A 22,650-nucleotide genomic window follows, 5' to 3' on the forward strand; every position below is an offset into this window, starting at 1 on the left:
TATAGCTAAAAATAGAAAAATCAACTTAACTACTGAATAATTTAGGTTTTATGATTGTTATGATAGCAACGTCTTCAAATCATGTTATAATACGAGTATAAATAAAAGAAGGGGGAAGGAACATGATACCAAGGTATACACGTCCTATAATGGCTAAGCTTTGGAGTCCAGAAGAAAGACTGAGAGCCTGGGGGTTGGTGGAGTTTTATGCCTGTGAGGCCTGGTATAAATTGGGTAAAGTGCCAGAAGGGGACTATCAAAAGATTAAAGAGAAGCTTCTTCCTTATCTAGAAGAAGGAGGATTTACCGAAGCCAACGTAAAAAGGGTGGAAGAGATAGAAAAAGAAACTAAACACGACGTGATAGCCTTTTTAACCCATCTGGCTGAGATCATAGGTCCATCAGCCAGATACCTTCACCTTGGTATGACCTCTTCTGATATGCTTGATACCGCCATGGCTTGGTTGATGAAAAGAGCCATGGAAATAATCCTTGAAGACCTGACGAGAATAAAGGAGGTTTTAAAAGCAAGGGCTTATGAATTTAAAGATACGTTAATGATAGGAAGAACCCATGGAATTCATGCAGAACCTATTACCTTTGGGTTAAAACTTGCGCTCTGGTATGAGGAGATGAAAAGAAACGAGAAAAGGTTAAAAAACGCTCTTGAGTGTATTTCTTATGGGAAAATATCTGGAGCTGTAGGCACTTTTGCCCATGTGCCTCCAGAGGTAGAGGCTTATGTATGTGAGAAAATGGGGTTAAAGCCTGCTCCTGTATCGAATCAGATAATTCAAAGGGATAGGTACGCTGAGTATATGGCTTCTTTGGCTATTTTAGGAACTACGGTAGAAAAAATAGCTACAGAGATCAGACATCTCCAAAGAACTGAGGTGCTTGAGGCAGAAGAATTCTTTTCTCCTGGTCAGAAAGGTTCTTCTGCCATGCCTCATAAACGAAATCCCATTCTTTCTGAAAACCTTTGTGGTCTTGCAAGGCTTCTTAGAGGCTATTTAATTCCTGCTCTTGAAAATGTTGCTCTTTGGCATGAAAGAGATATAAGTCATTCTTCTGCTGAAAGGGTAATTGTGCCTGATGCCACTACTGTCGCAGATTTTATGTTAGTTCGTTTAGAAGGCCTGTTAAAAAATTTGGTGGTCTATCCTGAGAACATGATAAAAAACTTTAATCTCTTAAGAGGACTTACCTTTTCTCAACAGGTGATGTTAGCTTTGGTAGAAAAGGGGATGATAAGAGAAGAGGCTTATAAAATCGTACAGGAATTGGCTATGAAGGTGTGGAAAGATACGAATTTGAACTTTAAAGATTTGGTGTTGTCAGACCAAAGAATAAGAAACTTTTTAACTCAAGAAGAAATAGAACATATTTTTGACGTAAAATATTACTTAAGGTATGTAGACCAGATTTTTGAAAGAGTTTTTGGATAGATGGCGGTTAAGGTAGTAGCAGGGTTTATAGAAAAAGATGGTAAGGTTTTAGTAGTAAAAAGGCCTACAGACAAAAAGAGAGGAGGTTTTTGGGAATTTCCTGGTGGAAAGGTAGAAGCTGGTGAAAGTTTACAAGAAGCTTTAAGGAGGGAATTAAAAGAAGAGTTAGGGATAGAGGTTAGGGTAGGAGAGGTTTTAGAAAAAATAAGATATATTTATCCTGATGAGGAAATAGAGCTTTATCTTCTGTCAGTAGCTGTAAACCGAGACCTTGATTTAAAAGAATCGCTAGAGGTTAAGTGGGTAGACTTACAAGAATTAGAAAACTTAGAGCTTTGTCCTGCAGATAAGGTTTTGTTATCAAAATTAACTCTTGTCAAAAACAAAAAATAGGTTAACTTTATAAATTGAGGCTTTTTTGGGCGGTTAGCTCAGGGGTAGAGCGCCATCCTCACACGGTGGATGTCGCAGGTTCAAATCCTGCACCGCCCATTTTGCCTCCTTGCTCCTTGAAGACTCAAGGGGCCCAAAAATAGGACCAAAAGGAGGGTAAAGATGGCTTTGTGGCGACCAGTTAAAAGGTTTCGTAAATGGGAAACCCTATTTATCATCCATCCTGATAGGGTATCTGAAAAAGATCAGGTTTTAGAAAAAGTTAAAGAGATTATTAACTCTAAAGAAGGTGATGTACTTAAAGTAGACGAATGGGGTTTAAGGAAACTCGCTTATCCCATTGCTAAACGTAAAAATGGTTATTATGTCTTAATAGAGTTTTATGGTTTAGCAGATACCCCAAAGGCATTAGAGGATTATTTTAGGATAGATGAACGTGTGGTAAGGTTTATCGTGGTTAAGTTGGAAGATAGATATAATCCAGAAAAAGTATCAAATGAGGGGTAACAGGGGGGATAAAATGGAAAATACGATTATAAAAAAGAAAGCCTTTGCTAAGAAAAAGTTTTGTCGTTTTTGCGCTGATCCAAGCGTTAAGATAGATTATAAAAACGCAGATCTTCTTAAACAGTTTTTAAACGAGAAGGGGATGATCATTCATAGAAGACAAACTGGTACCTGTGCCTACCATCAGAGACAACTTACTACTGCTATCAAAATGGCAAGAATAATGGCTCTTTTGCCTTTTGTAGCTGAAGTAGAGGTAGAATAATCAAACAGGGGGATAACCGATGGAAGTAATATTAAGGACCGATGTTCCCAAATTAGGGAAAGCAGGTGATATAGTAAAGGTAAAAGATGGATATGCCAGAAATTATTTAATACCCAAAGGCTTTGCTATCCCAGCTAACCAGAAAAATATAAAAGCCTTAGAAAAAGAGAGACAGATTATTTTAGCTAAGGCAGAAAGAGAACGTAAAAAACTTATGTCCTTAGCTGAAAAACTTGAAGGATTAGAATTGGTAATTTATAGGCGTAAAATAGAAGAAGATAGAATTTTTGGATCAGTTACGGTAGCAGACATAGTAAGCGCCTTAAAAGAAAAGGGATTTGAGGTAGATAAAAAGTTTATCGAATTAGACCAGCCTATCAAAAAATTAGGGGTTTATGAGATACCTGTAAAATTTTCTCCTGATAGAGTAGTAACCATAAAGTTAGAAGTAATAGAAGAAAAATAATATTTTTAAATGTCAGCAAAAAAGAACTTAAAGTTTAAACAAGAGCTTGCGGAGGGTTTACCTCCTGAGCTCTTACCTCCTCAAGACCTACAGGCAGAAAAACATCTTTTAGCAAGTATTTTTATAGACCCTCCTTCCATAGTAAAAGTCCTTGACATCATCAAACCTGAAGATTTTTATGCCTTGCCCCACAGATTAATTTATAGTACCTTCCTTTCTCTCTTTGAAAGGGATGAGCCTATTGACATCGTAACCGTACATAATGAGCTTGAAAAGAGGGGAGAGTTAGAAAAGGTCGGTGGGGCGGTGTATTTAGCCGAGCTGGTTAGTCTTCTTCCTACTTCTGCCCACATCCTCTATTATGCAAAAATAGTAAAAGAAAAAAGTATTCTTAGAGAAATCATCAATATCTCCCAAGAGCTTATCTATAGGGCCTATTATTCTACAGAAGATTCTCAAGAACTTTTAAGTTATGCGGAAAAGGCCTTCTTTGAGTTGTCACATTATGGAAAAAAAGAGGGTTTTTCTCCTTTGAAAGATATAGTAAAAGATACCATCAAGTATTTAGAAAACATTTATCAAAAGGGAGACCTTATAACCGGTATACCTACAGGTTTTTATGAATTAGACCGAATGACCGCAGGGTTACAAAAAGGAGACCTTATTATCATAGCTGCTCGTCCTGGTATGGGTAAGACAGCCTTAGCCTTAGACATAGTAAGAAACGCTACCAAACAAGCCAACATAGGGGCTGCGGTTTTTTCTTTAGAAATGAGTAAACAACAACTTTGTGCAAGGATGCTTTGTGCTGAAGCCAAGGTAAATTTTCAGAAATTTAGGACTGGACAACTGGAGCCTCAAGAATGGCAAAAGATAGCTCAGGCAGCTTCAACCTTAAGCCAACTCCCTATCTACATAGATGAAACTCCGGGTATCAACATTTTAGAAGTAAAAGCCAAGGCCAAAAAACTGCTTAAAGAAACCCCATTAGGGCTGATCGTGATAGACTACCTTCAGTTGATGAAAGGACTTGAAAGAAAGGAAAGAAGAGAACAAGAAATATCAGAAATATCTTCTGGTTTAAAGGCTTTAGCTAAGGAACTTAACGTTCCGGTGGTTGCCCTTTCTCAATTAAACAGAAAGGTAGAAGAACGTCCAGATAAAAGGCCCCAGCTTGCAGATTTAAGAGAATCAGGGGCTATCGAGCAAGACGCAGATGTAATTCTTTTTATCTACAGAGATGAGTTTTATAACAAAGAAAGCCCAGAAAAAGGTATAGCTGAAATCATCATCGGTAAACAGCGTAATGGCCCAATGGGCGTAGTAAAACTTGCCTACTTTCCCCAGTATACTTCTTTTGGAAATTTAGACCCTAATCTCCGTTTTTCTTAATGACTAAAATAGGTACCGGGGAGTTAGCAATTATTTTTTGAGCAGCACTCCCGATAAGTTTCTTCCCCGTCTCTTCGTCAGCTCCTATCGCAAGTAGAGTGGCCCCAAGATTTTTAATGATGTTTACGATAACTGCATAGGGTTCTCCTTTTTCTATAAAGACCCGAGGTTTTAGGCCTAATGCCTCGATTTCCTTTACAACAGGGTTTAATTGGTTAGAAATTTCTTCTTTTAATATGTTTAAAAGTTCTTCTTCTCCTATGATAGATTCAGGAGGAAGTTGAATAACTGAAGCAATATCCAAGGTAGCGCCATACGCCTTAGCTATCTTTGCTGCCCGTTTAACTGCATTGTTACCAGGGATTGACCCATCTGTAGCTGCTAGTATTTTTTGGATCTTTAAAAGAGTTTTTCTGGGTATTATAAGTACGTCTATAGGACTGTCGTTGATGATTTTAGCTGCGGTACTTCCTATAAGGATTTTTTCAAAACTGGTAGCTCCTCTACGTCCTGTTACTATAAGGTCGCAGTTGTTTTTGATGGCTACCTCTATCACTTTTTCACAAGGTTTCCCTTCTTCTAAAAAGGTTTTTAGCTCCATCTGGTTTTCTTCAGCAAGCATTTTAGCCTCTTCCAAGGCTTTTATGTATGTTTTTTTGATATTCTCTCTAACATGTCCAAAGATAGAAAGAGAACTCACCAACCCTTTATAAGGAGGGATAACACTTACAGCCATAAGCTCTATACCTTCGTTCTTAGCGAAGGTTAACGCCTCTTCAAAGGCATGTTTACTTGCGTCTGATCCATCAAGTGCAACTAGTATCCTTTTAAACTTACACATTTCCTACCCCCCTTTTTAAACTTACGTATATTTTTTAATTTTTATAAAAAATTAAAAAATAGTCAAGATAAAACTGATATTTTGTAGGTTAAATTTTGAAACTTCTTACTTAATCTTACATCATACAAAGAAAATATGGCATTGATTTTTTTGGAGAGAAAACAGAAGAGAAGATAAACTGAAAGCCCCTAAGGGGTCTCCTTAGGGGCTGAGAAGTAGAGAGTTGTTATTCTTCAGGTTTTTTAATCCAAGGCATCATAGCACGAAGTTGTTTTCCTACCTCTTCTATCAGATGTTCTTTTTCTCTTTTACGGAGAGCGTTTAATACAGGTCTTCCGGCTTGGTTTTCAAGAATCCACTCTCTTGCAAATTCACCTGTTTGAATCTCTTCAAGGATTCTTTTCATTTCAAACCTTACATCTTCATTGATGATCCTTGGACCTCTGGTAAGGTCTCCGTATTCAGCGGTATCACTGATAGAATATCTCATGAAAGAAAGTCCTCCTTCATAAATTAAGTCTACGATAAGCTTAAGTTCGTGAAGGCATTCAAAATAAGCCACTTCAGGCTGGTATCCAGCCTCTACCAGAGTTTCAAAGGCTGCTTTAATAAGTGCTGTAACTCCGCCGCAAAGTACCACTTGTTCCCCAAAAAGGTCTGTTTCAGTTTCTTCTTTAAAAGTAGTTTCTATCACCCCAGCTCTGGTTCCTCCTATTCCTTTCGCATAGGCTAAAGCCTTTTGAAAAGCCTCCCCTGAGGCATCCTGGTGAACTGCTACCAAGCAAGGAACTCCTGCGCCTTTAGTAAATTCTCTTCTAACTAAGTGCCCAGGACCTTTAGGTGCAACCATAGCTACATCCACATCAGCCGGAGGAACGATCTGGTTGTAATGGATGTTAAATCCATGAGCAAAAAGTAACATTTTATTAGGAGTTAATACGGGCTCTATTTCGTTTTTATAAACCAATGGCTGGTCTTGGTCTGGGAGAAGGATCATGATGATGTCAGCTTTCTCGCAAGCTTCTTTAACTGAAAGAGGTGCAAATCCATCTCTTTTAGCCCTTTCATAACTTTTCCCACCTTTTCTTACCCCAACTATCACGTTTAAACCAGAATCTCTTAAATTTAAGGCATGAGCATGCCCTTGACTCCCATAACCTAAAACTGCTATAGTCTTTCCCTTTAAAACCTCCAAACTTACATCCTCGTCTCTGTAAACCTTCATAAAGCACCCCCTAAATAGATTTTAAAGTGTTATTTTAACACTTAATCCTTTTTTGAAAATTTTAAACCTCTTAAATGTTAAGAAAAAACTACTTAGAATAAGGCTCAAAGTATTCGTAGGTATTCTGTTCTTTTTTGTCAGAAAATACGTATATCCATAAATGATGTATCAGATAAAGAGGATATTTTTGATTGCCATAGGTCTTTTCTCCAGAACGAACCTTAACAGTTATGACCCACCATCCAGGGTGCTCAAAGGAAACTACAAAAAATCCGTTTTTTGAAAGTCGAACCTTATTTTTAAGATAAGGATAGTTTATCTGGCCATAGCTGTCTTTAGGAAGGTCTTCTTCATGTAAAAACACAGGAGAAAAGTGTTCAACCTCTACTTCACCTGAGGATAAGGGTTTGTTTTGATACCAAACTTGTCCCCAAAAAACTCCATGTTTTTTAAACCCATAAGGTCTGGTATAAGGTTTGATTTCTAAGTCAAAGTTACAAAGGTTTTTCTGATAGGTTTCCTTTACCACATGAAATGGAGTTTTGACTAAAAATTTACCTACGATTTTGTCTCTTAACAAAGTATAATCACTTTCCAAACAAAGAAGATGGTCTCCTTCGTTACTGGGAGAAAACTTGAATTTATAACCTACCCTTTTGGTGTTAAGTGAACGGTCAAAAAATTCGGTTTTTAAAAAAGTAGGTTTTTCTGTTGTCCCATTAGGAAGGAGAATATAAAGGTTTTTAGGGGTTTTAAGGTCTAAAATTAACCCAAAGGCAGGCTCTGCTGCCCCTACATAGAAAATTTTTTCTTTTTTTAGGGCTCCATAATTATCAGGAAGGCTGATTAAAAAGACTTTATACCCAAAACTTATTTCAGGGAAAAAAGAAAAGATTAAAAGAAAAAGTAATCCTAAAAAAGGCATTTCTTTTTAGGTGAACCTGTTAAGTATCCAGGAGATGATCGCACTCTTTAGTTGAAGTTCCTGTTCAGGGGTAAGGCTTGTTAACCAATATTTTATCCATTTTTGTAGTCTGTTTACATGAATCTTTGGAGGTTTATCTCCATAGACTAGTTCTAAAGCTTTTAGATACCAGATAAAGATGGCTTGGAGTGGCATGAACCTGTATTCTAAAGTAATAGGATAAAGAACTTCATAAAAAGCACGGTTAGCAAACTTTTTATCTTGTTCGCTTGAGATTTTTCTGATGTGAAGTTTGGATACCGTGGTGGGTCTATTATCTACTTTTTCTTCTAATTCTTTCAAAGCCTCTAAGTTTTTTTCTAAAATCATTAATTTGTCTTGATTTTGTCTTATGATCTCGTCTTGGAGAGCAAGTAAAGCTAACGGATTTTCCCTTTCTTTATAGTATTTTGCCAGTTTCTGCTTTAATACAGATTTACGTGAGCGTCCACCCATAATCTCTCCCTCTTTAAAAAATTACCCCTTTTTCTATAAAACCACATTTTAGTTTTTTTTCAACTGGTTAATCCATAGATAGAGATAAAAAGCTGATAACACTTGCTAACCCTAAGAAAGCAGTTTCTGCTCTTAATACATACGGACCAAGGGATAAGAATAGAAATCCAACTTTAGATAGCAGCTCCTCCTCAGTTTTTTCAAAACCGCCTTCAGGTCCGGTTATAAATACAACGGTGTGGGTTTCCTTAAGTTTTATGCATAACTCTTCTACTTTAAGAGAAGAATCTAAACCTCCTACCAATTTAAGGCTTTCCTTCCAAGGAAAATCTTTTAAGAAAGCCTTTAATTCTACCGGAGACAATATCTCAGGCATAAATAGCCGTCCCGATTGTTTTAACGCTTGTTTCGCTTTATTTATAAGACGGGGAATTAGATTTTTAGAAGGTTTAGCCACACTAAATCTGCTGTAAAAAGGGACAAAAATATCTACTCCAAGCTCTGTACCTTTTTCTACCAGCCACTCGGTTTTTTCTTTTTTTAAAACAGGTAGTATTCCGATAACCTTAGGTGTCCTTGGTTTTTCTTCTCTTAAAAGTTTTAAGATTTGAACCCTAGCTTTAAGAGTTTTTCCGTCTTTTACAATCTCTTTAATTTCAGCCTCAAACTCTTTGCCTTGTCCGTCTATTAGAAAAAGTCTGTCTCCTTGTTTTTTTCTAAGTACTTTAATTAAATGAAAACTCTCTTCTTCTGAAAGAAAACCTTCTTCTCCAGAAAATTCAAAGAAAAATCTATTCCCTCCTTGAAGGTTCATAAAATCTATAATACAATAAATTTTGATGGAGTCAAAAGAGCCTAATATTATCATATACAAAGCCAGTGCAGGAAGCGGAAAGACTTATAATTTAGCCTTAAACTACCTTAAGTTTATCTCTCAAGAAGGAAAGGATTCACTCAAAAAATTTCTTGCGATCACTTTTACCAACAAAGCTGCTTTTGAGATGAAACAAAGGATAATAGTGTTTTTGAAAGAGATAATAAAACAAACAGAAAGAGGAAAAACTTTAAGCTGTCAGCTTAATCTCTCACCTGAAAAAGCAAAAGAAATCCTAAATCACCTTTTTTTAAATTACGACCACCTTCAGGTTAAGACCATAGATAGTTTTCTGCTAACCTTATATAAGGCTATCTCGTATGAGGTAGGTTTGGAGCCAGATTTCAGGGTAAGTACCTATCTTAGAGAAGAGCTTATAGAAAAGGCTCTTACCGATTTTTACCAACAAACAGAAAAAGACCAGGAGTTAAAAAAAATTTTAGAAACTTTTGTGGAAATTCTAATTACAGAGAAAGAATTTCTTAAGCTCAATTTTAAAAATAGTCTAATTTCCGAATTAAAAAAACTTCTGGAAAAACTTACTTATCATAAAGAGGTTTTAACCTTTTTGAATAGCTTAAACAAGGATGATGATAACGAATTAGATAGAGAAATAAAAACCTATTTTGGATTTTATTCTATCTTAAAGGACTTCCTAGAAAGGACTTTTTTTCGAGAAAAAGAGCTTGTTATAGGATTTTGGAAAGAAAAAATAGCAGATATTTTGTTTAAAGAAGAAGATGGACTTCTTCCTTGGGTATATGTCAAGCTTGGAAGCCTTAAAGGGGTTATTATAGATGAGTTTCAGGATACGGACCGGCTTCAGTGGGAAGCGTTGAACCCTATCATAGAAGATTTAATAAGTAAACAGGGATTTTTAATCTGTGCTGGAGATCCTAAACAGTCTATCTTCCAATGGAGAGGGGCAGATCCTAAACTTTTTGAAGAGGTTTCGCAAAATTTAACTCTGCGTTCTTACAATGTTAAAGAAGAAGTTTTAGACCACAACTATCGTAGTAGTAAAACAATAATAGAGTTTAACAACCGATTTTTTAATAAACTCAACGAAGACCACATAATTCATGAAATTTTGACAGAGCTTGTTTTTTCTAAATCAGACCGAGGATCAGACCGAGGAGAGGAAAAGGATAAAGTTCTTCAAAACCTTATAAGTGAGTTTAAAACCAATTTTAAGCATGTCCTTCAAAATCCATCAAATACACAACAAGGAGAAGATAAAAGTAGAGTTGAGATACGAAGGTTTAATATTGATGAATCATCCGAAAATAAGGCTATAGAAAAGGCAAAAGAAGAGGTTCTCAACATTTTAAACGAGCTTAAATCTCAAGGAGAATTAAGGGATGTAGCTATCTTGATGCTAAAAAACGAGGAAGTAGCAGATTTTTCTTCTTTTCTTATTTCTCAAGGTTTTAATGTATTAGCCACCTCTTCTTTGCATTTAAAGGAGTCGCTGGTGGTAAACGCCTTAGCGTCTTTACTTAAGTTTATAGCCTATCCAGAGGACGAGGTCGCTCTTGCAGGGTTTCTTTCAAGTGCTATTTTCCCTGAAGGAAAGGAAATTTTAGAAGAATACCTAAATTGGATTTTAACTAAATCTTATTTAAGGCTTGTAGCGTTTTTGAAAGAACATAGAAAAGAGTTTTGGGAAACACAGATATTGCCTCTTTTGGATCTAAAGAAAGATGCCTCTTTGTATAAAACCTGTATAGAGATAGTTAAAAACTTAGAAATAGAAAAGAAATTTTCGACAGAGATAACAGCACTTTATAAATTTTTGACGGTGGTTTTTAATTTAGACAGAAAAGGAGAAGGTCTTGAAGAATTTTTATTATACTGGGAAAAATATTCAGAAGATGAAATGGACATCCCTGAGATGGAAGATTGCATAAAAATTTTAACCATTCATAAAGCCAAAGGGTTAGAGTTTGAAACGGTGATTTTACCATTACTCTGGAAAGAAAAAACGTTCGTTACAGACTTAAGGTTGGTATTTTACAACGGAAAAGTTTTTTATGGGAAAAAAACGGAGCTTCCTGAAGAAGGTAGATTAGGCTGGTATTTAGAAAAAGCTAAAAATCGGCTTGAGCTTTTGAACTTACTTTATGTTGCACTTACCAGGGCTAAGAAAAATTTGTTTGTTCTCCTTCCAGACCCTATAGAAAAAACCAAATTTTCTCCTTTGGTAAAAATATTTAAAAAGGTTTACGACCTTTTGGAAAGGGAAAATTTGGAAAGCAGTAATTCTTTAAGTTCATCAAAGCTTTCTACGTAATAATCTGCGTTAAGGGCTCGGTTTTTAAAAGCTACCAAGGAAACTTTACAGGCTTTACAAAGGGCTTCATCTACCTTAGAATCTCCTACATATAAAGTTTCCTTAGGAGAAGTTTTAAAATGTTCTAAAATCTGGAGAAGGGCTCGAGGGTTGCTTTTGGGAACGATGCTTGCATCCATAACATAATCAAAATAATCGGTAAGGTTGAAGTGAGATAACAAAGGATAGGTGGAAGTAGTACGGTTGGTGCATAAAGCAATGTATAAATAATTTTTGGCCCAACTTAAAAATTCCTTTACTCCTTTTTCCATAACTAAATAGTCAAAAAAAAGGGAATAAGAAACCTCTTTTTGGATATTTTTAGCTAAATCAAGTTTGTCTGGCATGTTTCTGAAAAGATAGGCTAAACATTCGTTGACTGAATGCATATGGATAAATTCTATCTCTTCAGGACTCATAGGAGGTCTTCCGACCCTTTCAAGGATATAGTTATAGAAATAAGTATTGGCCTGTTTTGAATCAAAAAGCACTCCATCACAATCTAAAACCAAAAGTTTGATTTTATTCATAACCCTTTACTTTTTTCTGTTAGTTAGATAATCTGTAATGAAAAGGAGCATTTGTTTGTAAATATTTTCTGGTAATCCATTTAGGGTATCTTTAGCTTTATTTATATAGGATAAAGCTTTTTCTTGGGCAAGCTTAAATCCTTGATTTTTCTCTATAAGGTTTTTAGCTTCTTCGAAAAATTCCTCCTTAGGCTCAGGGAGATTTAACAACTCTAAAAGCCTTTTCTGATCCGCCTCTGAGGCTTGCTTTAAAGCATAGATTACCGGTAAGGTGATTTTTCCTTCCTTAAAATCTCTTCCCAAGTCTTTTCCTGTTTCAGTGCTTAAGTAGTCTAAAAGGTCATCTATGATTTGGAAAGATAAACCTAAATACTTCCCAAAAATTTTTAGTTTTTCTCGTTCCTTGTTAGAAGCTCCTCCTAAGATCGCTCCTACTTCACAACAAGCAGAGATAAGAGCTGCAGTTTTTCTGAAAATAATTTCTTCATAAAATTCTTCCGAAAGGTTTGTTTGATAAAGATTTAAGAGCTGAAGGACCTCTCCTTCACTCATGATAAGGGTGGTTTCAGTAATAATTTCCATAATCTCAGGGTTTCTTAATTCACTGGCAAGTTTTAAAGCCTTAGCATAAAGGTAATCACCTACTAAAATGGTAGCTTGATTGCCCCAAAGATTTCTTGCAGCCTTTCTTCCCCTTCTAAACTCTGCTGAATCTACTACGTCATCGTGAAGAAGGGTTGCTGCATGTAAATATTCAAAAAGAATAGAAGACCGATATAAAACCTCAGAAACAGAAGGAGAGAAAAGTTTAGCACAGATTACGGTAAGAAGAGGTCTTATCCTTTTCCCACCTGCAAAGAGAATATACTCACTTACTTGATTGATAAACGGTACTTGAGAACTAAGAAAATTCTTTAGAGCTTCTTCTATTAAAAGGAGTTCTTTTTTGATTTCTTCGACAATCATCTTACTTTTTACACTTTTTGTGGAATTATAAAGCATAAACCTCTTTTTGACAATCATAATTTCTAAAACAAAAAAAAATGAAAGAAAATTTTTAAAAAATTAAAAAAAAAGATATTTAATAAAAATATTTGCTCATATTAAACTAAAAAACATGTTAAACGCCTTTTAATTCTATTGACTTTAATCCTTAATTGTTTAATAATTTGAAAATAATTAAATAATGTAGGTTTAACTAATGTAGGTAAAATAATTCAACTGAAAGGAGGGTTACTATGGAGCTTTATTTTAACAGGCCTATGCCTCATGGTGGGCGGTTGGTAGAAAGGGTTCTTAAAGACAAGAAGGCAGCTAAAAAGATCGTCCAGGCTTGTGAAAAGGCTGGTGCTGTTTATGACATCAAGCCTACCTTGCACTACAAAAGAGGCACACCTGTCAGAAACGTTTATCGTGAGATTATGTCTGTCTGTTATGGATTTTTTAGCCCTGTAGAAGGTTCTATGACCTCTGCTGAGTTAGAGTCTGTTCTTTCAAAAAGAAGGTTGTTAAGTGGTTGGATTTTCCCTTATCCTATTCTTTTTGACATTTCCAAAGAAGATTATCAGAAACTTGGGGTTGATGCTGGAGATAGATTGCTTCTCAGGCTTAAAGGTAAGCCTTTTGCAATTTTAGACATCGAAGAAATTTATGAAATCGACCCTGCTGAACTTGCAGACAGAACTTTTGGTACTCCTGAAAAAAATCCTGAGGTAGTGAGAGAAAAGTTTGATGATAAACATCCTGGTTGGGTTATTTACAGAAGTCATCAGCCTATCATTTTGGCTGGAAAGTATACCATCATTAACGAGCCTATTTTTAAACCTCCTTTCGACAGATTTTGGATTCCTCCAAGAAAGTGTAGAGAGATTTTTGACGAAAGAGGTTGGAGAACTGTGATCGCTCACCAAACAAGAAACGTGCCTCATGTTGGACACGAGATGCTTATGAAGGCAGCTGCTTTTACCGGTGATGTGGAGCCTTGTCATGGTATTTTGGTAAATGCTATTATTGGTGTTAAAAGAAGAGGAGACTATCCTGATGAGGCTATCTTAGAAGCTCATGACATGGTGAATAAGGCAGGTTATATCAAGCCTAACAGGCATCTTGTTTCCTTTACCCTTTGGGATATGAGATATGGTAACCCCTTAGAAAGTTTGCTCCATGGTATCATCAGGCAAAACATGGGTTGTACTCACCATATGTTTGGTAGAGACCATGCAGCTGTAGGTGAATACTATGATACATTTGCTACCCAGATCCTATGGCTTAAGGGTATTCCTAGCTATGGTTTTGACAAGCCTCCTACAGAGGTTGAGGGTGGCTTGCAGATTAGGCCTCAAAACATGAGGGAATTCTGGTATTGTCCAAAATGTAAGGAAATGGCTTACAGTGAAAACTGTGGGCATGACAAAGAAAAACAAAAACTCAGCGGTAGCTTGATAAGAGGATTGGTTGCTGAGGGTGTTCAGCCTCCAGCCATTATCATGAGACCTGAGGTATTTAAGACCATCGTTAAATGGTGGAAAAAGTTTAACTATCCTTTTGTTAACGAAAAATATGTACAATATAAAGAAGAGACTTTAGAAGTTGATGTTCCTGACCTTGATTAGTTAAAATTTTTAAAAACATAGGGGGTGAAAACATGGAATACATTTTAGAAGTATTTTTAGATGATTACAGGTTGGCAAAACTTAAGGGCACTCCTGTAGAGGCCAATATAGAGGCTGTTTTTGGTGGAGAGCTGAAGGTTCTTAGAGTAAAGGTAGGTGAAGAGGTAAAAAATGAGATCTTGAAAGCCTTTGAAACTGCACGAATCGACTCTCGTGCCTGTATAACCGATACTCCTGTAGCTTTCAAAAGAGCGCTTTTTGAAGAGATAGTTAATCAGAAGAGCTTAGGAGAAGAAGTGGTGAAGGCAGTTTTAGCTAACATCGGTAAGATTAAAGAGTTAGCTGCTAAAGAAGCCGAATACCTTCCTGCTCCTGAAATAGAAATTGAGTAAATAAGGTGTATGGGGAAAGGTGGACATCCTTTCCCCATTGTTCTTTAAAAAGATAGCAAAAGAAATAAAAAGATAAAAAAAGATTAATGAAGTTTTTAAGATATTTTTAAAAATTTTTGCTTATTTTCTAGAGTTGACTTTTTATTAAAGTTGTTTATAAAGATATAAAAGTTTATAAGAATAAAACCAAAAAGGAGGTTGGCTATGCCAAGTTATGTGAACCCTGAAAAGTGTGACGGTTGCAAGGGTGGTGACAGGACAGTTTGTATGTACATTTGTCCTAATGACCTTATGATTCTTGACCCTGAGGCTATGAAGGCTTACAACCAGGAGCCTGATCAGTGCTGGGAGTGTTATAGCTGTGTAAAAAGCTGTCCTCAAGGTGCTATAGCTATCAGGCATTATGCCGATTTTGCTCCATTACACGGAACTTGCCAACCTATGCGTGGTACTACTGACATTATGTGGACCATCAAGTTTAGAAACGGTGTTGTATTAAGGTTTAAGTTCCCTATCAGAACCACACCTGAAGGTTCTGCTGATCCTACGGTTGGGAAACCTGCTCCTGATCCATCTAAACTTAGTACCAACCAGCTTTTTACTCAGGCAGCTGATGGAATAGAACCTAAGAAGCCTGAAGCCGTTCTTAATAAGAAATTTGAAGTTGGTGCTCTTGGTAAGGTTGCAAAATACTAAAAAATTTAAAAAATTTTAAAAATAAAAGGAGGTGGCAACTATGCCTAAGATTTGGTTTTATAACCCTGGTTTGGCTTGTGCAGAACCTGAAATAGTAGAAAAAGAGACAGATATTTTGATTGTTGGTGGTGGAATGGCTGCATGTGGTGCTGCTGTGGAGGCCGTTCAGTGGGCCAAGCCTCATGGTTTAAGGATTCTTCTTTGCGATAAGGCTGCTATGGAAAGGTCTGGTGCTGTAGCTATGGGTCTTTCTGCTATCAACACCTATATAGGAGAAAACAAGCCTGATGATTATGTAAGAATGGTCCGTTGTGACTTGATGGGTATTGTACGTGAAGACTTAGTTTTTGATGTTGGTCGTCATGTAGATGATACTGTTCATTGTTTTGAAGAATGGGGTCTTCCTATCTGGAAAAAAGATCCTAACACTGGTAAAACGTTAGACGGAGCTGAAGCTAAGGCTAAGGGGTTAACACTAAAGAATGGTGCTCAGCCTGTTCGTTCTGGCCGTTGGCAGATCATGATTAATGGAGAGTCTTATAAGGTTATCGTGGCTGAGGCTGCTAAAAATGCTCTTGCCAGCTATGATAAGGCTGAGATCATTGAAAGATGCTTTATCGTAAGACCTTTATTAGATGCTAATGATAAGGGTCGTTGTGCTGGTGCTGTAGGATTTTCTGTCAGAGAAAATAAAATCTATATCATTAAGGCTAAGGCTACTCTTCTTGCTACCGGTGGTGCGGTTAACATTTTCCGTCCAAGGTCTATAGATGAAGGTAAGGGCCGTGCTTGGTATCCTGTATGGAACCCTGGAACTGGTTATGCTATGTGTGCAATGAGTGGTGCTAAGCTTGTTCTTATGGAAAACAGGTTTATCCCTGCTCGTTTTAAAGATGGTTATGGTCCTGTTGGTGCTTGGTTCTTGCTCTTTAAAGCTAGGGCAACCAACGCCTTTGGTGAAGACTATGTAGCCAAACACAAAGACGAGCTTAAGAAGTTTGCTCCTTATGGAGAAGCTTCTCACATCGGTACCTGTTTGAGAAACCATGCAATGCTTATTGAAATGGAACAGGGTCGTGGTCCTATTTATATGCACACTGAATGGGCTCTTCAGGAAGCCGCTGAAAAGATGGACAAGAAAGAGTTTAAACATCTCATTGCTGAGGCTTGGGAAGACTTCTTAGATATGTGTGTAACTCAGGCTGGATTGTGGGCTTGTTTGAACATCGAGCCTGAAAAAGTACCTTCTGAAATTATGCCTACCGAGCCTTATCTCCTTGGTAGCCACGCTGGTTGCGCTGGTGCTTGGGTATGTGGTCCTAATGAAGATTGGGTACCTGAAGAATATAAGGCTCCTTGGAAAGAAATCGGTCTTTACAACAGGATGACTACTATAAAAGGTCTTTTCTGTGCTGGTGACACCGTTGGAGCTTCTGGACATAAATTTTCCTCTGGTTCTCATGTAGAGGGACGTATTGCAGCCAAGGCTATGGTCCAATACTGCCTCGACAATAAAGACTATACACCTACCATCAAGGAAACCGCTGAAGAGTTAAAGAAAGAAATCTATGGTCCTTGGTATAGGTTTGAAGAATTTAAGAATGCTTCTACCCACTATGAAATCAATCCCAACTATCTCATTCCTCGTCACATCCAGGCCAGGCTTATGAAGCTTATGGACGAATATGTGGCTGGTGCCTCTACTTTCTACAAGACCAACAAGGTCATGCTCGAGAGAGGTCTTGACCTTCTCAGAATGCTTAAAGAAGATATGGAATATGCTGCAGCCAGAGACTTACATGAACTTATGAGAGCTTGGGAAAACAGGCACCGTGTATGGACTGCTGAGGCTCACCTCTTGCACATCCTTTTCCGTGAAGAGACTCGTTATCCTGGTTACTTCTACAGAACTGACTTTCCTTCTCTTGATGATGCTAACTGGAGATGTTTCACCCTTTCCAGCTGGAATCCTGAAACTAAGGAATGGACTTTAGAAACCTATCCTTACGTCCAGATCATTCCTGATCCACTTGGACCGTAAAATAATTAAATAGTAGTAAGGGAGGGGGCTTAGTCCCCCTCTTTTTTTATTTTTTCAGAATAAAGCCCTTTAGGGAAAAAGGGCTTTATTCTGAAAAAGTGTTTAGGGGGTTATAATATGAGTAAACCTATATTGGTGGTAGGTGGTGGTATAAGTGGAGTAACCGCTGCGGTAGAGGCAGCAGAGGTTGGAGCTGAAGTTATTTTAGTAGAAAAACAACCTACCTTAGGTGGAAGGGTAGCTCAACTTAGGTATTATTTTCCTAAGTTGTGTCCTCCTACTTGTGGTCTAGAGATTAACTATAGGAGGATTAAAAGTAATCCCAGGATTAAAGTATATACAATGGCAGAGGTTCTAGAGGTAAGTGGGACACCTGGGAATTATAATGTTAAAATCAAAATATATCCAAGGTATGTGAATGATAACTGTACTGCCTGTGGAGAGTGTGAGAAGGTTTGTGAAGGAGAGAGGGTAAGTGACTTTGACTTTGGCCTTTCTAAAACAAAGGCCATCTATCTTCCTCATCCTGTAGCTTTTCCTATGAAATATGTATTAGATAAAGACGCTTTGGCCCCTGGGGATTTAGAAAGGATTATGGCAGCTTGTAAATATAATGCTATAGATCCAGAAATGAAAGAAGAGATTTTAGAATTAAATGTAGGTGCTATAATCTGGGCTACCGGTTGGAAGCCTTATGATGCTACCAAGCTTGATAATTTAGGTTATGGGAAATATGCAAATGTAATCACTAATATGCAAATGGAAAGAATGGCTTCTCCTTGGGGACCTACACAAGGAAAGATTGTAAGGCCTTCTGATAACCAACCACCTAAAAAGGTGGCTTTTGTTCAGTGTGCCGGTTCTCGTGATGAAAATCATTTGCCTTTCTGTTCTTACATCTGTTGTTTGGCATCATTAAAACATAGTCTTTATTTGGCAGAACAAGACCCTAAGGCAGAATCTTATATCTTTTATATAGACCTTAGAACCCCTGGTAGATATGAGAAATTTCTAAAGAAAGCTGAAGCTGAGGCTAAGATTAATTTTATAAAGGGTAAGGTAGCTAAAATAGAGGAGGATCCTGAAACTAAAGATTTGATAGTTACTGCTGAGGATACCCTTTCTGGTAAAAAGGTTAGTCAAAAGGTTGATTTGGTGGTATTAGCTTTAGGAATGCAACCGAGTTTAGCTTCTGCGGAAATTAAGGGTATAAAGATCGATCAAAATGGATTTGTGGTTGAGGATGAAGGAATTATAAGTTGTGGTTGTGCAAAGATGCCTTTAGATGTCATGACTTCTAATGAGACTGCTACTGGTGCAGCTTTAAAAGCTATTCAAATTATAAAAAGGGGGTAAAAAATGGAAAAAATAGGAGTTTTTATATGCTCTTCTTGTAATATAGGTGATCGTTTGGAATTGGCGGATTTAGAAAATGCAGCTAAAGACCAAGGTGCTGCGGTTGTCTATACAAAAGAATTTCTGTGTTCTAAGGAAGGTAGAGCTTTTATCGAAGAAAAAATAGCTCAAGATGGGTTAGATGCTGTTTCTATATGTGCTTGTTCTCAAAGGGTAAACTATGATGTTTTTTCCTTTGATCAAGTAGCGGTTGATAGGGTAAGTTTAAGAGAAGGGGTAGTTTGGAGTAGATTTTTGGTAGGAGAAAACGGAGAGATACTAGAAGATACCGCTGAATATGTTAGTGGGGTTACTTTTAAAGACGAACTGATGGCTTTAGCTAAAGACTATGTAAGAATGAGTGTAGCTAAACTTCAAACTTACAAAAAGCCAGAGCCTTTTAAGCCTGAGGAGGAAATCTCTAAGGTTATTTTAGTTATAGGAGGTGGTGTTGCTGGTTTAACTGCTGCTTTAGAGGCAGCTAAAGCAGGTTATGAGGTGGTTTTGGTAGAAAAGGAAAAAGAACTTGGTGGTTTTGTAGCAAAGATGAAAGCTCATTGTGAGGTGAACCCTCCGTTTCAAAAGTTGGTTCCTCCTATAGTAAATGACCTTATTGCACAGGTAGAAGCAAACGATAAGATAAAAGTATATAAAGGTGCGGTTGTAACCAACATTTCAGGTGCTCCTGGTTTATTCCAGGTAAAGATAAAACAGGGTGGGAAAGAGGAGGAGATAAAGATAGGTTCTATAGTTTTAGCAGCTGGTTTCAAACCATATGATGCGAGCAAGCTTACAGATTTAGGTTACGGAGTTATTCCAAACGTGGTGACTAACGTTAAGTTTGAAGAGATGGCTAAGAATGGAGCTTTGGTAAGACCTTCAGATGGTGCTCCGATAAAGAGTGTTCTTTTTATTCAGTGTGCTGGTCAAAGAGATGAAAATCATCTTCCTTACTGTTCTGGTTTCTGTTGTTTAGCTTCTCTTAAGCAGGCTCAGTATGTAAGAGAGGTAGACCCAGAAGCTAAAGCTTTCATTGTTTATGATCATATGAGAACTATAGGTATTTTTGAGAACTTTTATAAAACTTTACAAGACGACCCAGGGGTGTTTTTAACCAAAGGTAAGGTAGTTTCTGTCACTGAGGGAGAAAACGGTAAGGTTAAGGTGTTGGTAGATGAGACCTTATTAGGAGAAAAAATTGAGCTTGAAGTTGACTTGGTAGTATTAGCTACAGGAATGGTTCCAGTTACAGCTGAAGAGTCTGTACTTAATTTAGAATACAGGCAAGGGCCAGGATTACCTGAACTTGAACTTTTTTATGGGTATGCAGACTCAAACTTCATTTGTTTCCCTTATGAAACCAGAAGAACAGGAATTTATGCAGCAGGGGCTATTCATCAACCTATGACCATTCAACAGGCGATAGAGGATGCTAAGGGAGCAGCTTTGAAGGCTATTCAATGCTTAATTGCTATTGAAGAAGGTCATGCAGTGCATCCAAGGACATGGGATTATGCTTATCCTGAATGGGATTTAAAGATGTGTACTCAATGTAAGAGATGTACTGAGGAATGTCCTTTTGGTGCTTTAAACGAAGATGAAAAAGGTAATCCTCTTCCTAATATTACTAGGTGCCGTCGTTGTGGAACTTGTTTTGGTGCTTGTCCTCAAAGAATTATTAACTTTAAGGATTATTCTATCGATATGATTTCTACTATGATTAAGGCTACAGAGATGCCTGAACAGGGATACGAACAGTACAGGCTTATGGCTTTTGTTTGTGAAAACGACGCCTTACCAGCTTTAGACATGGTTGCTTACAATAAAAAGTCCATCCCTGTAGCCTTTAGGATCATTCCTGTAAGATGTTTAGGAGCGGTTAACGTAGCTTTTATAAAAGATTCTATGAGTAAAGGGTACGATGGTATTCTTCTTTTAGGTTGTAAATATGGTGAAAACTATCAGTGCCACTTTATAAAGGGTAGTGAACTTGCTAACAGACGTATGGAAAACGTAGCTGAAACGTTGCAGCAACTTGCATTAGAACCAGAAAGGGTTACAATACATACGGTGGCGATAGACGAGTTAGATGTAGTAGTAGAGAAAATGCAAAAATTTGCTGAAGAAATTAAAGGATTTGGTGAAAACCCATTTAAAGGCTGGTAAGGAGGATAGACTATGAGTAATGGCATTTTAAAAGTAGACCCAGATTTAAAGGCCATTCAAGAGCTACAGGAAATAGGTGGTGATACTGTTAAAAAATGCTATCAATGTGCTACATGTGCTACTGTATGTCCTCTTTCTCCAGAAGAGGCTCCTTTCCCTCGGAAACAGATGATCCTTGCTCAATGGGGTTTTAAGGAGAAACTTTTAAATGACCCTGCGGTTTGGTTGTGTCATCAATGTGGTGATTGTAGTAAATATTGTCCAAGAGAGGCTCAGCCAGGAGATGTTTTAGGAGCTTTAAGGTTGTTGGTGATTAAAGAAACAGTGCCTTTAAAGTTTTTGCATACCTTTTATAACAACAGCTGGGGTATTTTGGTTTTACCTGCTATTGCTTTGTTTTTTATTCTTTTAGCAACTTTAGCTACCTTCCAGGGACTTCCCAACTTTTTTGATGCCAACTCCTTCCCTTACGGTGGTCCTACTTATGATATCTGGATTTTTCATTTGCCGGCAAGGGTTTTGATGATAGATGTGGTGTTTTTACCTCTTGCGGCATTTGTGGTGATAATGCTTGCTTCTGCGATAAACAAAGTATGGAATGCCTATGTGGATACGTATAAGATACCTCAGGCCTATAGGTATGGGATGTGGACTATTTTAAAAAATTACTTTATCCCTGCTATAGTAGAGATTTTATCTCATGCGAGGTTTAAAAAGTGTAATTCTAACCACTGGAGGGCTAATCCTCATATGTTGTTGGTTTATGCCTTCATTATTTTAGCCATTACCACAGCGATTGTTTTCTTTATGGCTGACGTTTTAGGTTTCCATACTCCATGGAATCCTCTTACTCATCCTGTTAAATGGTTAGGCAATTTTGGAGGTCTCTTGCTTCTTTATTCCATCATAGCTATAATGGTGGGAAGAGGCAAGGCTGAGGCTGAAAAAAGTGTAAAGACAAGCTATGCTGACAGTTTCTTGATCAATCTTATTTTAATCATTGGTTTAACTGGTTTTGGCATAGAGGTGGTACGGAGTATACCTTCTTTAGAATCTATAGTATCTTTAGTTTATTTAGCTCATTTGGTTGCGGTATTTATCTTATTTTTAGGGGTGGCTTATTCTAAATTTGCTCATTTAGCCTTTAGAACAACCGCAGTTATGTTTGATTTATACTATAAAGACATAAATCAAAAGATGTCTCAATAGTGTTTTGTTCTCTTGACAAAATGTAAAATTAAGTTAATTTTATAGAGACTAAAAACAAGGAGGGGTACCCGAGCGGCCAAAGGGGCCGGGCTGTAAACCCGGTGGCTTTCGCCTTCGGAGGTTCAAATCCTCCCCCCTCCACTTTTGTTTATTTTTAGAGAATAAAGCGGGCGTAGCTCAAGTGGTAGAGCATCAGCCTTCCAAGCTGAGGGTTGCGGGTTCGAGTCCCGTCGCCCGCTCGTGAAAAAAAGTTTGGGTGCCCACGTAGCTCAGGAGGTAGAGCACTTCCTTGGTAAGGAAGAGGTCACCGGTTCGAGTCCGGTCGTGGGCTCCAGTTTTTAAACCTATTTTAGGATAGGAGGAAGGGAAGATGGCTAAGCAAAAGTTTGAGAGGAAGAAGCCGCATTTAAACGTGGGGACGATTGGGCACATAGACCATGGTAAGA

General features: G+C 37.5%; 21 protein-coding genes and 4 tRNA genes. 18 read left to right on the top strand and 7 right to left on the bottom strand.

All coding sequences use genetic code 11. The features are described 5' to 3' along the window. Positions 1-122: 122 nt before the first annotated feature. The 7 genes from purB (at position 123) to dnaB (ending at position 4,471) form a co-directional block, all read left to right on the top strand. Positions 123-1,448: an adenylosuccinate lyase gene (gene purB / locus PWP26_RS02435; protein WP_301398900.1), complete on the top strand. Its 1,326-nt coding sequence runs from the start codon at positions 123-125 to the stop codon at positions 1,446-1,448. Beyond that, positions 1,449-1,841 carry a (deoxy)nucleoside triphosphate pyrophosphohydrolase gene (locus tag PWP26_RS02440; protein WP_301398901.1) on the top strand — a complete coding sequence of 131 codons (393 nt, stop codon included), beginning with the start codon at positions 1,449-1,451 and terminating at the stop codon, positions 1,839-1,841. A gap of 27 nt (positions 1,842-1,868) precedes the next feature. After that, positions 1,869-1,940 (top strand) — tRNA-Val (locus PWP26_RS02445). A 63-nt stretch (positions 1,941-2,003) separates the two neighbouring features. Continuing rightward, positions 2,004-2,348 (top strand): 30S ribosomal protein S6, encoded by a 345-nt coding sequence (gene rpsF, locus PWP26_RS02450; protein ID WP_038062656.1) that lies wholly within the window; start codon positions 2,004-2,006, stop codon positions 2,346-2,348. A 13-nt stretch (positions 2,349-2,361) separates the two neighbouring features. Next, positions 2,362-2,613: a 30S ribosomal protein S18 gene (gene rpsR, locus PWP26_RS02455; protein WP_038062653.1), complete on the top strand. Its 252-nt coding sequence runs from the start codon at positions 2,362-2,364 to the stop codon at positions 2,611-2,613. A 19-nt stretch (positions 2,614-2,632) separates the two neighbouring features. Then, positions 2,633-3,079, top strand: a complete 447-nt coding sequence (rplI, locus tag PWP26_RS02460; protein WP_273010783.1) for a 50S ribosomal protein L9 — start codon at positions 2,633-2,635, stop codon at positions 3,077-3,079. A gap of 9 nt (positions 3,080-3,088) precedes the next feature. Next, positions 3,089-4,471, top strand: coding sequence for a replicative DNA helicase (gene dnaB / locus PWP26_RS02465; protein ID WP_038062649.1), 1,383 nt, complete (start codon positions 3,089-3,091; stop codon positions 4,469-4,471). Here dnaB and PWP26_RS02470 read toward each other — a convergent pair. The 5 genes from PWP26_RS02470 to PWP26_RS02490 all read right to left on the bottom strand — a co-directional run bounded on the left by PWP26_RS02470 (position 4,452) and on the right by PWP26_RS02490 (position 8,771). Next, a complete protein-coding gene (locus PWP26_RS02470) occupies positions 4,452-5,312 on the bottom strand; it encodes a universal stress protein (protein ID WP_301398902.1) in 861 nt (286 codons plus the stop codon). The two genes, dnaB and PWP26_RS02470, sit on opposite strands and share 20 nt — an antisense overlap. 226 nt (positions 5,313-5,538) lie before the next feature. Continuing rightward, positions 5,539-6,537 carry a ketol-acid reductoisomerase gene (gene ilvC, locus PWP26_RS02475; RefSeq protein ID WP_038062645.1) on the bottom strand — a complete coding sequence of 333 codons (999 nt, stop codon included), beginning with the start codon at positions 6,535-6,537 and terminating at the stop codon, positions 5,539-5,541. 88 nt (positions 6,538-6,625) lie between these two features. After that, entirely contained in the window at positions 6,626-7,462 is an 837-nt protein-coding gene (locus PWP26_RS02480; RefSeq protein WP_301398903.1) for a DUF4198 domain-containing protein, read from the bottom strand. Between the two features lie 6 nt (positions 7,463-7,468). Beyond that, on the bottom strand, positions 7,469-7,957 hold the full coding sequence (locus PWP26_RS02485) for a hypothetical protein (RefSeq protein WP_038062640.1): 489 nt from the start codon (positions 7,955-7,957) through the stop codon (positions 7,469-7,471). Positions 7,958-8,024: 67 nt separating this feature from the next. Beyond that, on the bottom strand, positions 8,025-8,771 hold the full coding sequence (locus tag PWP26_RS02490) for a 16S rRNA (uracil(1498)-N(3))-methyltransferase (protein ID WP_158506241.1): 747 nt from the start codon (positions 8,769-8,771) through the stop codon (positions 8,025-8,027). Positions 8,772-8,796: 25 nt separating this feature from the next. On the opposite strand from PWP26_RS02490, the gene PWP26_RS02495 reads away from it, so the two are divergent. Beyond that, a complete protein-coding gene (locus tag PWP26_RS02495) occupies positions 8,797-11,124 on the top strand; it encodes an exodeoxyribonuclease V subunit beta (RefSeq protein ID WP_038062634.1) in 2,328 nt (775 codons plus the stop codon). Here PWP26_RS02495 and PWP26_RS02500 read toward each other — a convergent pair. Together PWP26_RS02500 and PWP26_RS02505 are read right to left on the bottom strand one after the other, a co-directional pair. Further along, complete coding sequence (locus tag PWP26_RS02500) at positions 11,055-11,693, bottom strand: HAD family hydrolase (protein ID WP_038062631.1); 639 nt, start codon at positions 11,691-11,693, stop codon at positions 11,055-11,057. The genes PWP26_RS02495 and PWP26_RS02500 overlap by 70 nt on opposite strands. 6 nt (positions 11,694-11,699) lie before the next feature. Continuing rightward, positions 11,700-12,659 carry a polyprenyl synthetase family protein gene (locus PWP26_RS02505; protein WP_038062665.1) on the bottom strand — a complete coding sequence of 320 codons (960 nt, stop codon included), beginning with the start codon at positions 12,657-12,659 and terminating at the stop codon, positions 11,700-11,702. A gap of 272 nt (positions 12,660-12,931) precedes the next feature. On the opposite strand from PWP26_RS02505, the gene sat reads away from it, so the two are divergent. The 10 genes from sat (at position 12,932) to PWP26_RS02555 (ending at position 22,538) form a co-directional block, all read left to right on the top strand. Next, a complete protein-coding gene (gene sat / locus PWP26_RS02510; RefSeq protein WP_287567929.1) occupies positions 12,932-14,305 on the top strand; it encodes a sulfate adenylyltransferase in 1,374 nt (457 codons plus the stop codon). A gap of 32 nt (positions 14,306-14,337) precedes the next feature. Next, positions 14,338-14,697, top strand: coding sequence for a hypothetical protein (locus tag PWP26_RS02515; protein WP_287567931.1), 360 nt, complete (start codon positions 14,338-14,340; stop codon positions 14,695-14,697). Between the two features lie 204 nt (positions 14,698-14,901). Then, the gene (gene aprB, locus PWP26_RS02520) at positions 14,902-15,393 is read left to right on the top strand and encodes an adenylyl-sulfate reductase subunit beta (protein WP_038062625.1); all 492 of its coding nucleotides are present in this window, start codon (positions 14,902-14,904) and stop codon (positions 15,391-15,393) included. A gap of 40 nt (positions 15,394-15,433) precedes the next feature. Then, the gene (gene aprA, locus PWP26_RS02525; protein WP_287567934.1) at positions 15,434-17,434 is read left to right on the top strand and encodes an adenylyl-sulfate reductase subunit alpha; all 2,001 of its coding nucleotides are present in this window, start codon (positions 15,434-15,436) and stop codon (positions 17,432-17,434) included. 117 nt (positions 17,435-17,551) lie between these two features. Next, on the top strand, positions 17,552-18,790 hold the full coding sequence (locus tag PWP26_RS02530; RefSeq protein ID WP_287567936.1) for a CoB--CoM heterodisulfide reductase iron-sulfur subunit A family protein: 1,239 nt from the start codon (positions 17,552-17,554) through the stop codon (positions 18,788-18,790). 3 nt (positions 18,791-18,793) lie between these two features. Continuing rightward, positions 18,794-20,995 (top strand): FAD-dependent oxidoreductase, encoded by a 2,202-nt coding sequence (locus PWP26_RS02535; protein ID WP_287567938.1) that lies wholly within the window; start codon positions 18,794-18,796, stop codon positions 20,993-20,995. Between the two features lie 12 nt (positions 20,996-21,007). Next, on the top strand, positions 21,008-22,204 hold the full coding sequence (qmoC, locus tag PWP26_RS02540) for a quinone-interacting membrane-bound oxidoreductase complex subunit QmoC (protein WP_038062613.1): 1,197 nt from the start codon (positions 21,008-21,010) through the stop codon (positions 22,202-22,204). Between the two features lie 58 nt (positions 22,205-22,262). Further along, positions 22,263-22,345 (top strand) — tRNA-Tyr (locus PWP26_RS02545). A 25-nt stretch (positions 22,346-22,370) separates the two neighbouring features. After that, a tRNA-Gly gene (locus tag PWP26_RS02550) sits at positions 22,371-22,443 on the top strand. Positions 22,444-22,462: 19 nt separating this feature from the next. Continuing rightward, positions 22,463-22,538: transfer RNA gene (locus PWP26_RS02555), tRNA-Thr, on the top strand. The last annotated feature ends 112 nt before the right edge of the window (positions 22,539-22,650 follow it).

It is taken from the genome of Thermodesulfobacterium sp., from assembly GCF_030445475.1.
Classification (GTDB): Bacteria; Desulfobacterota; Thermodesulfobacteria; order Thermodesulfobacteriales; family Thermodesulfobacteriaceae; genus Thermodesulfobacterium; species Thermodesulfobacterium commune.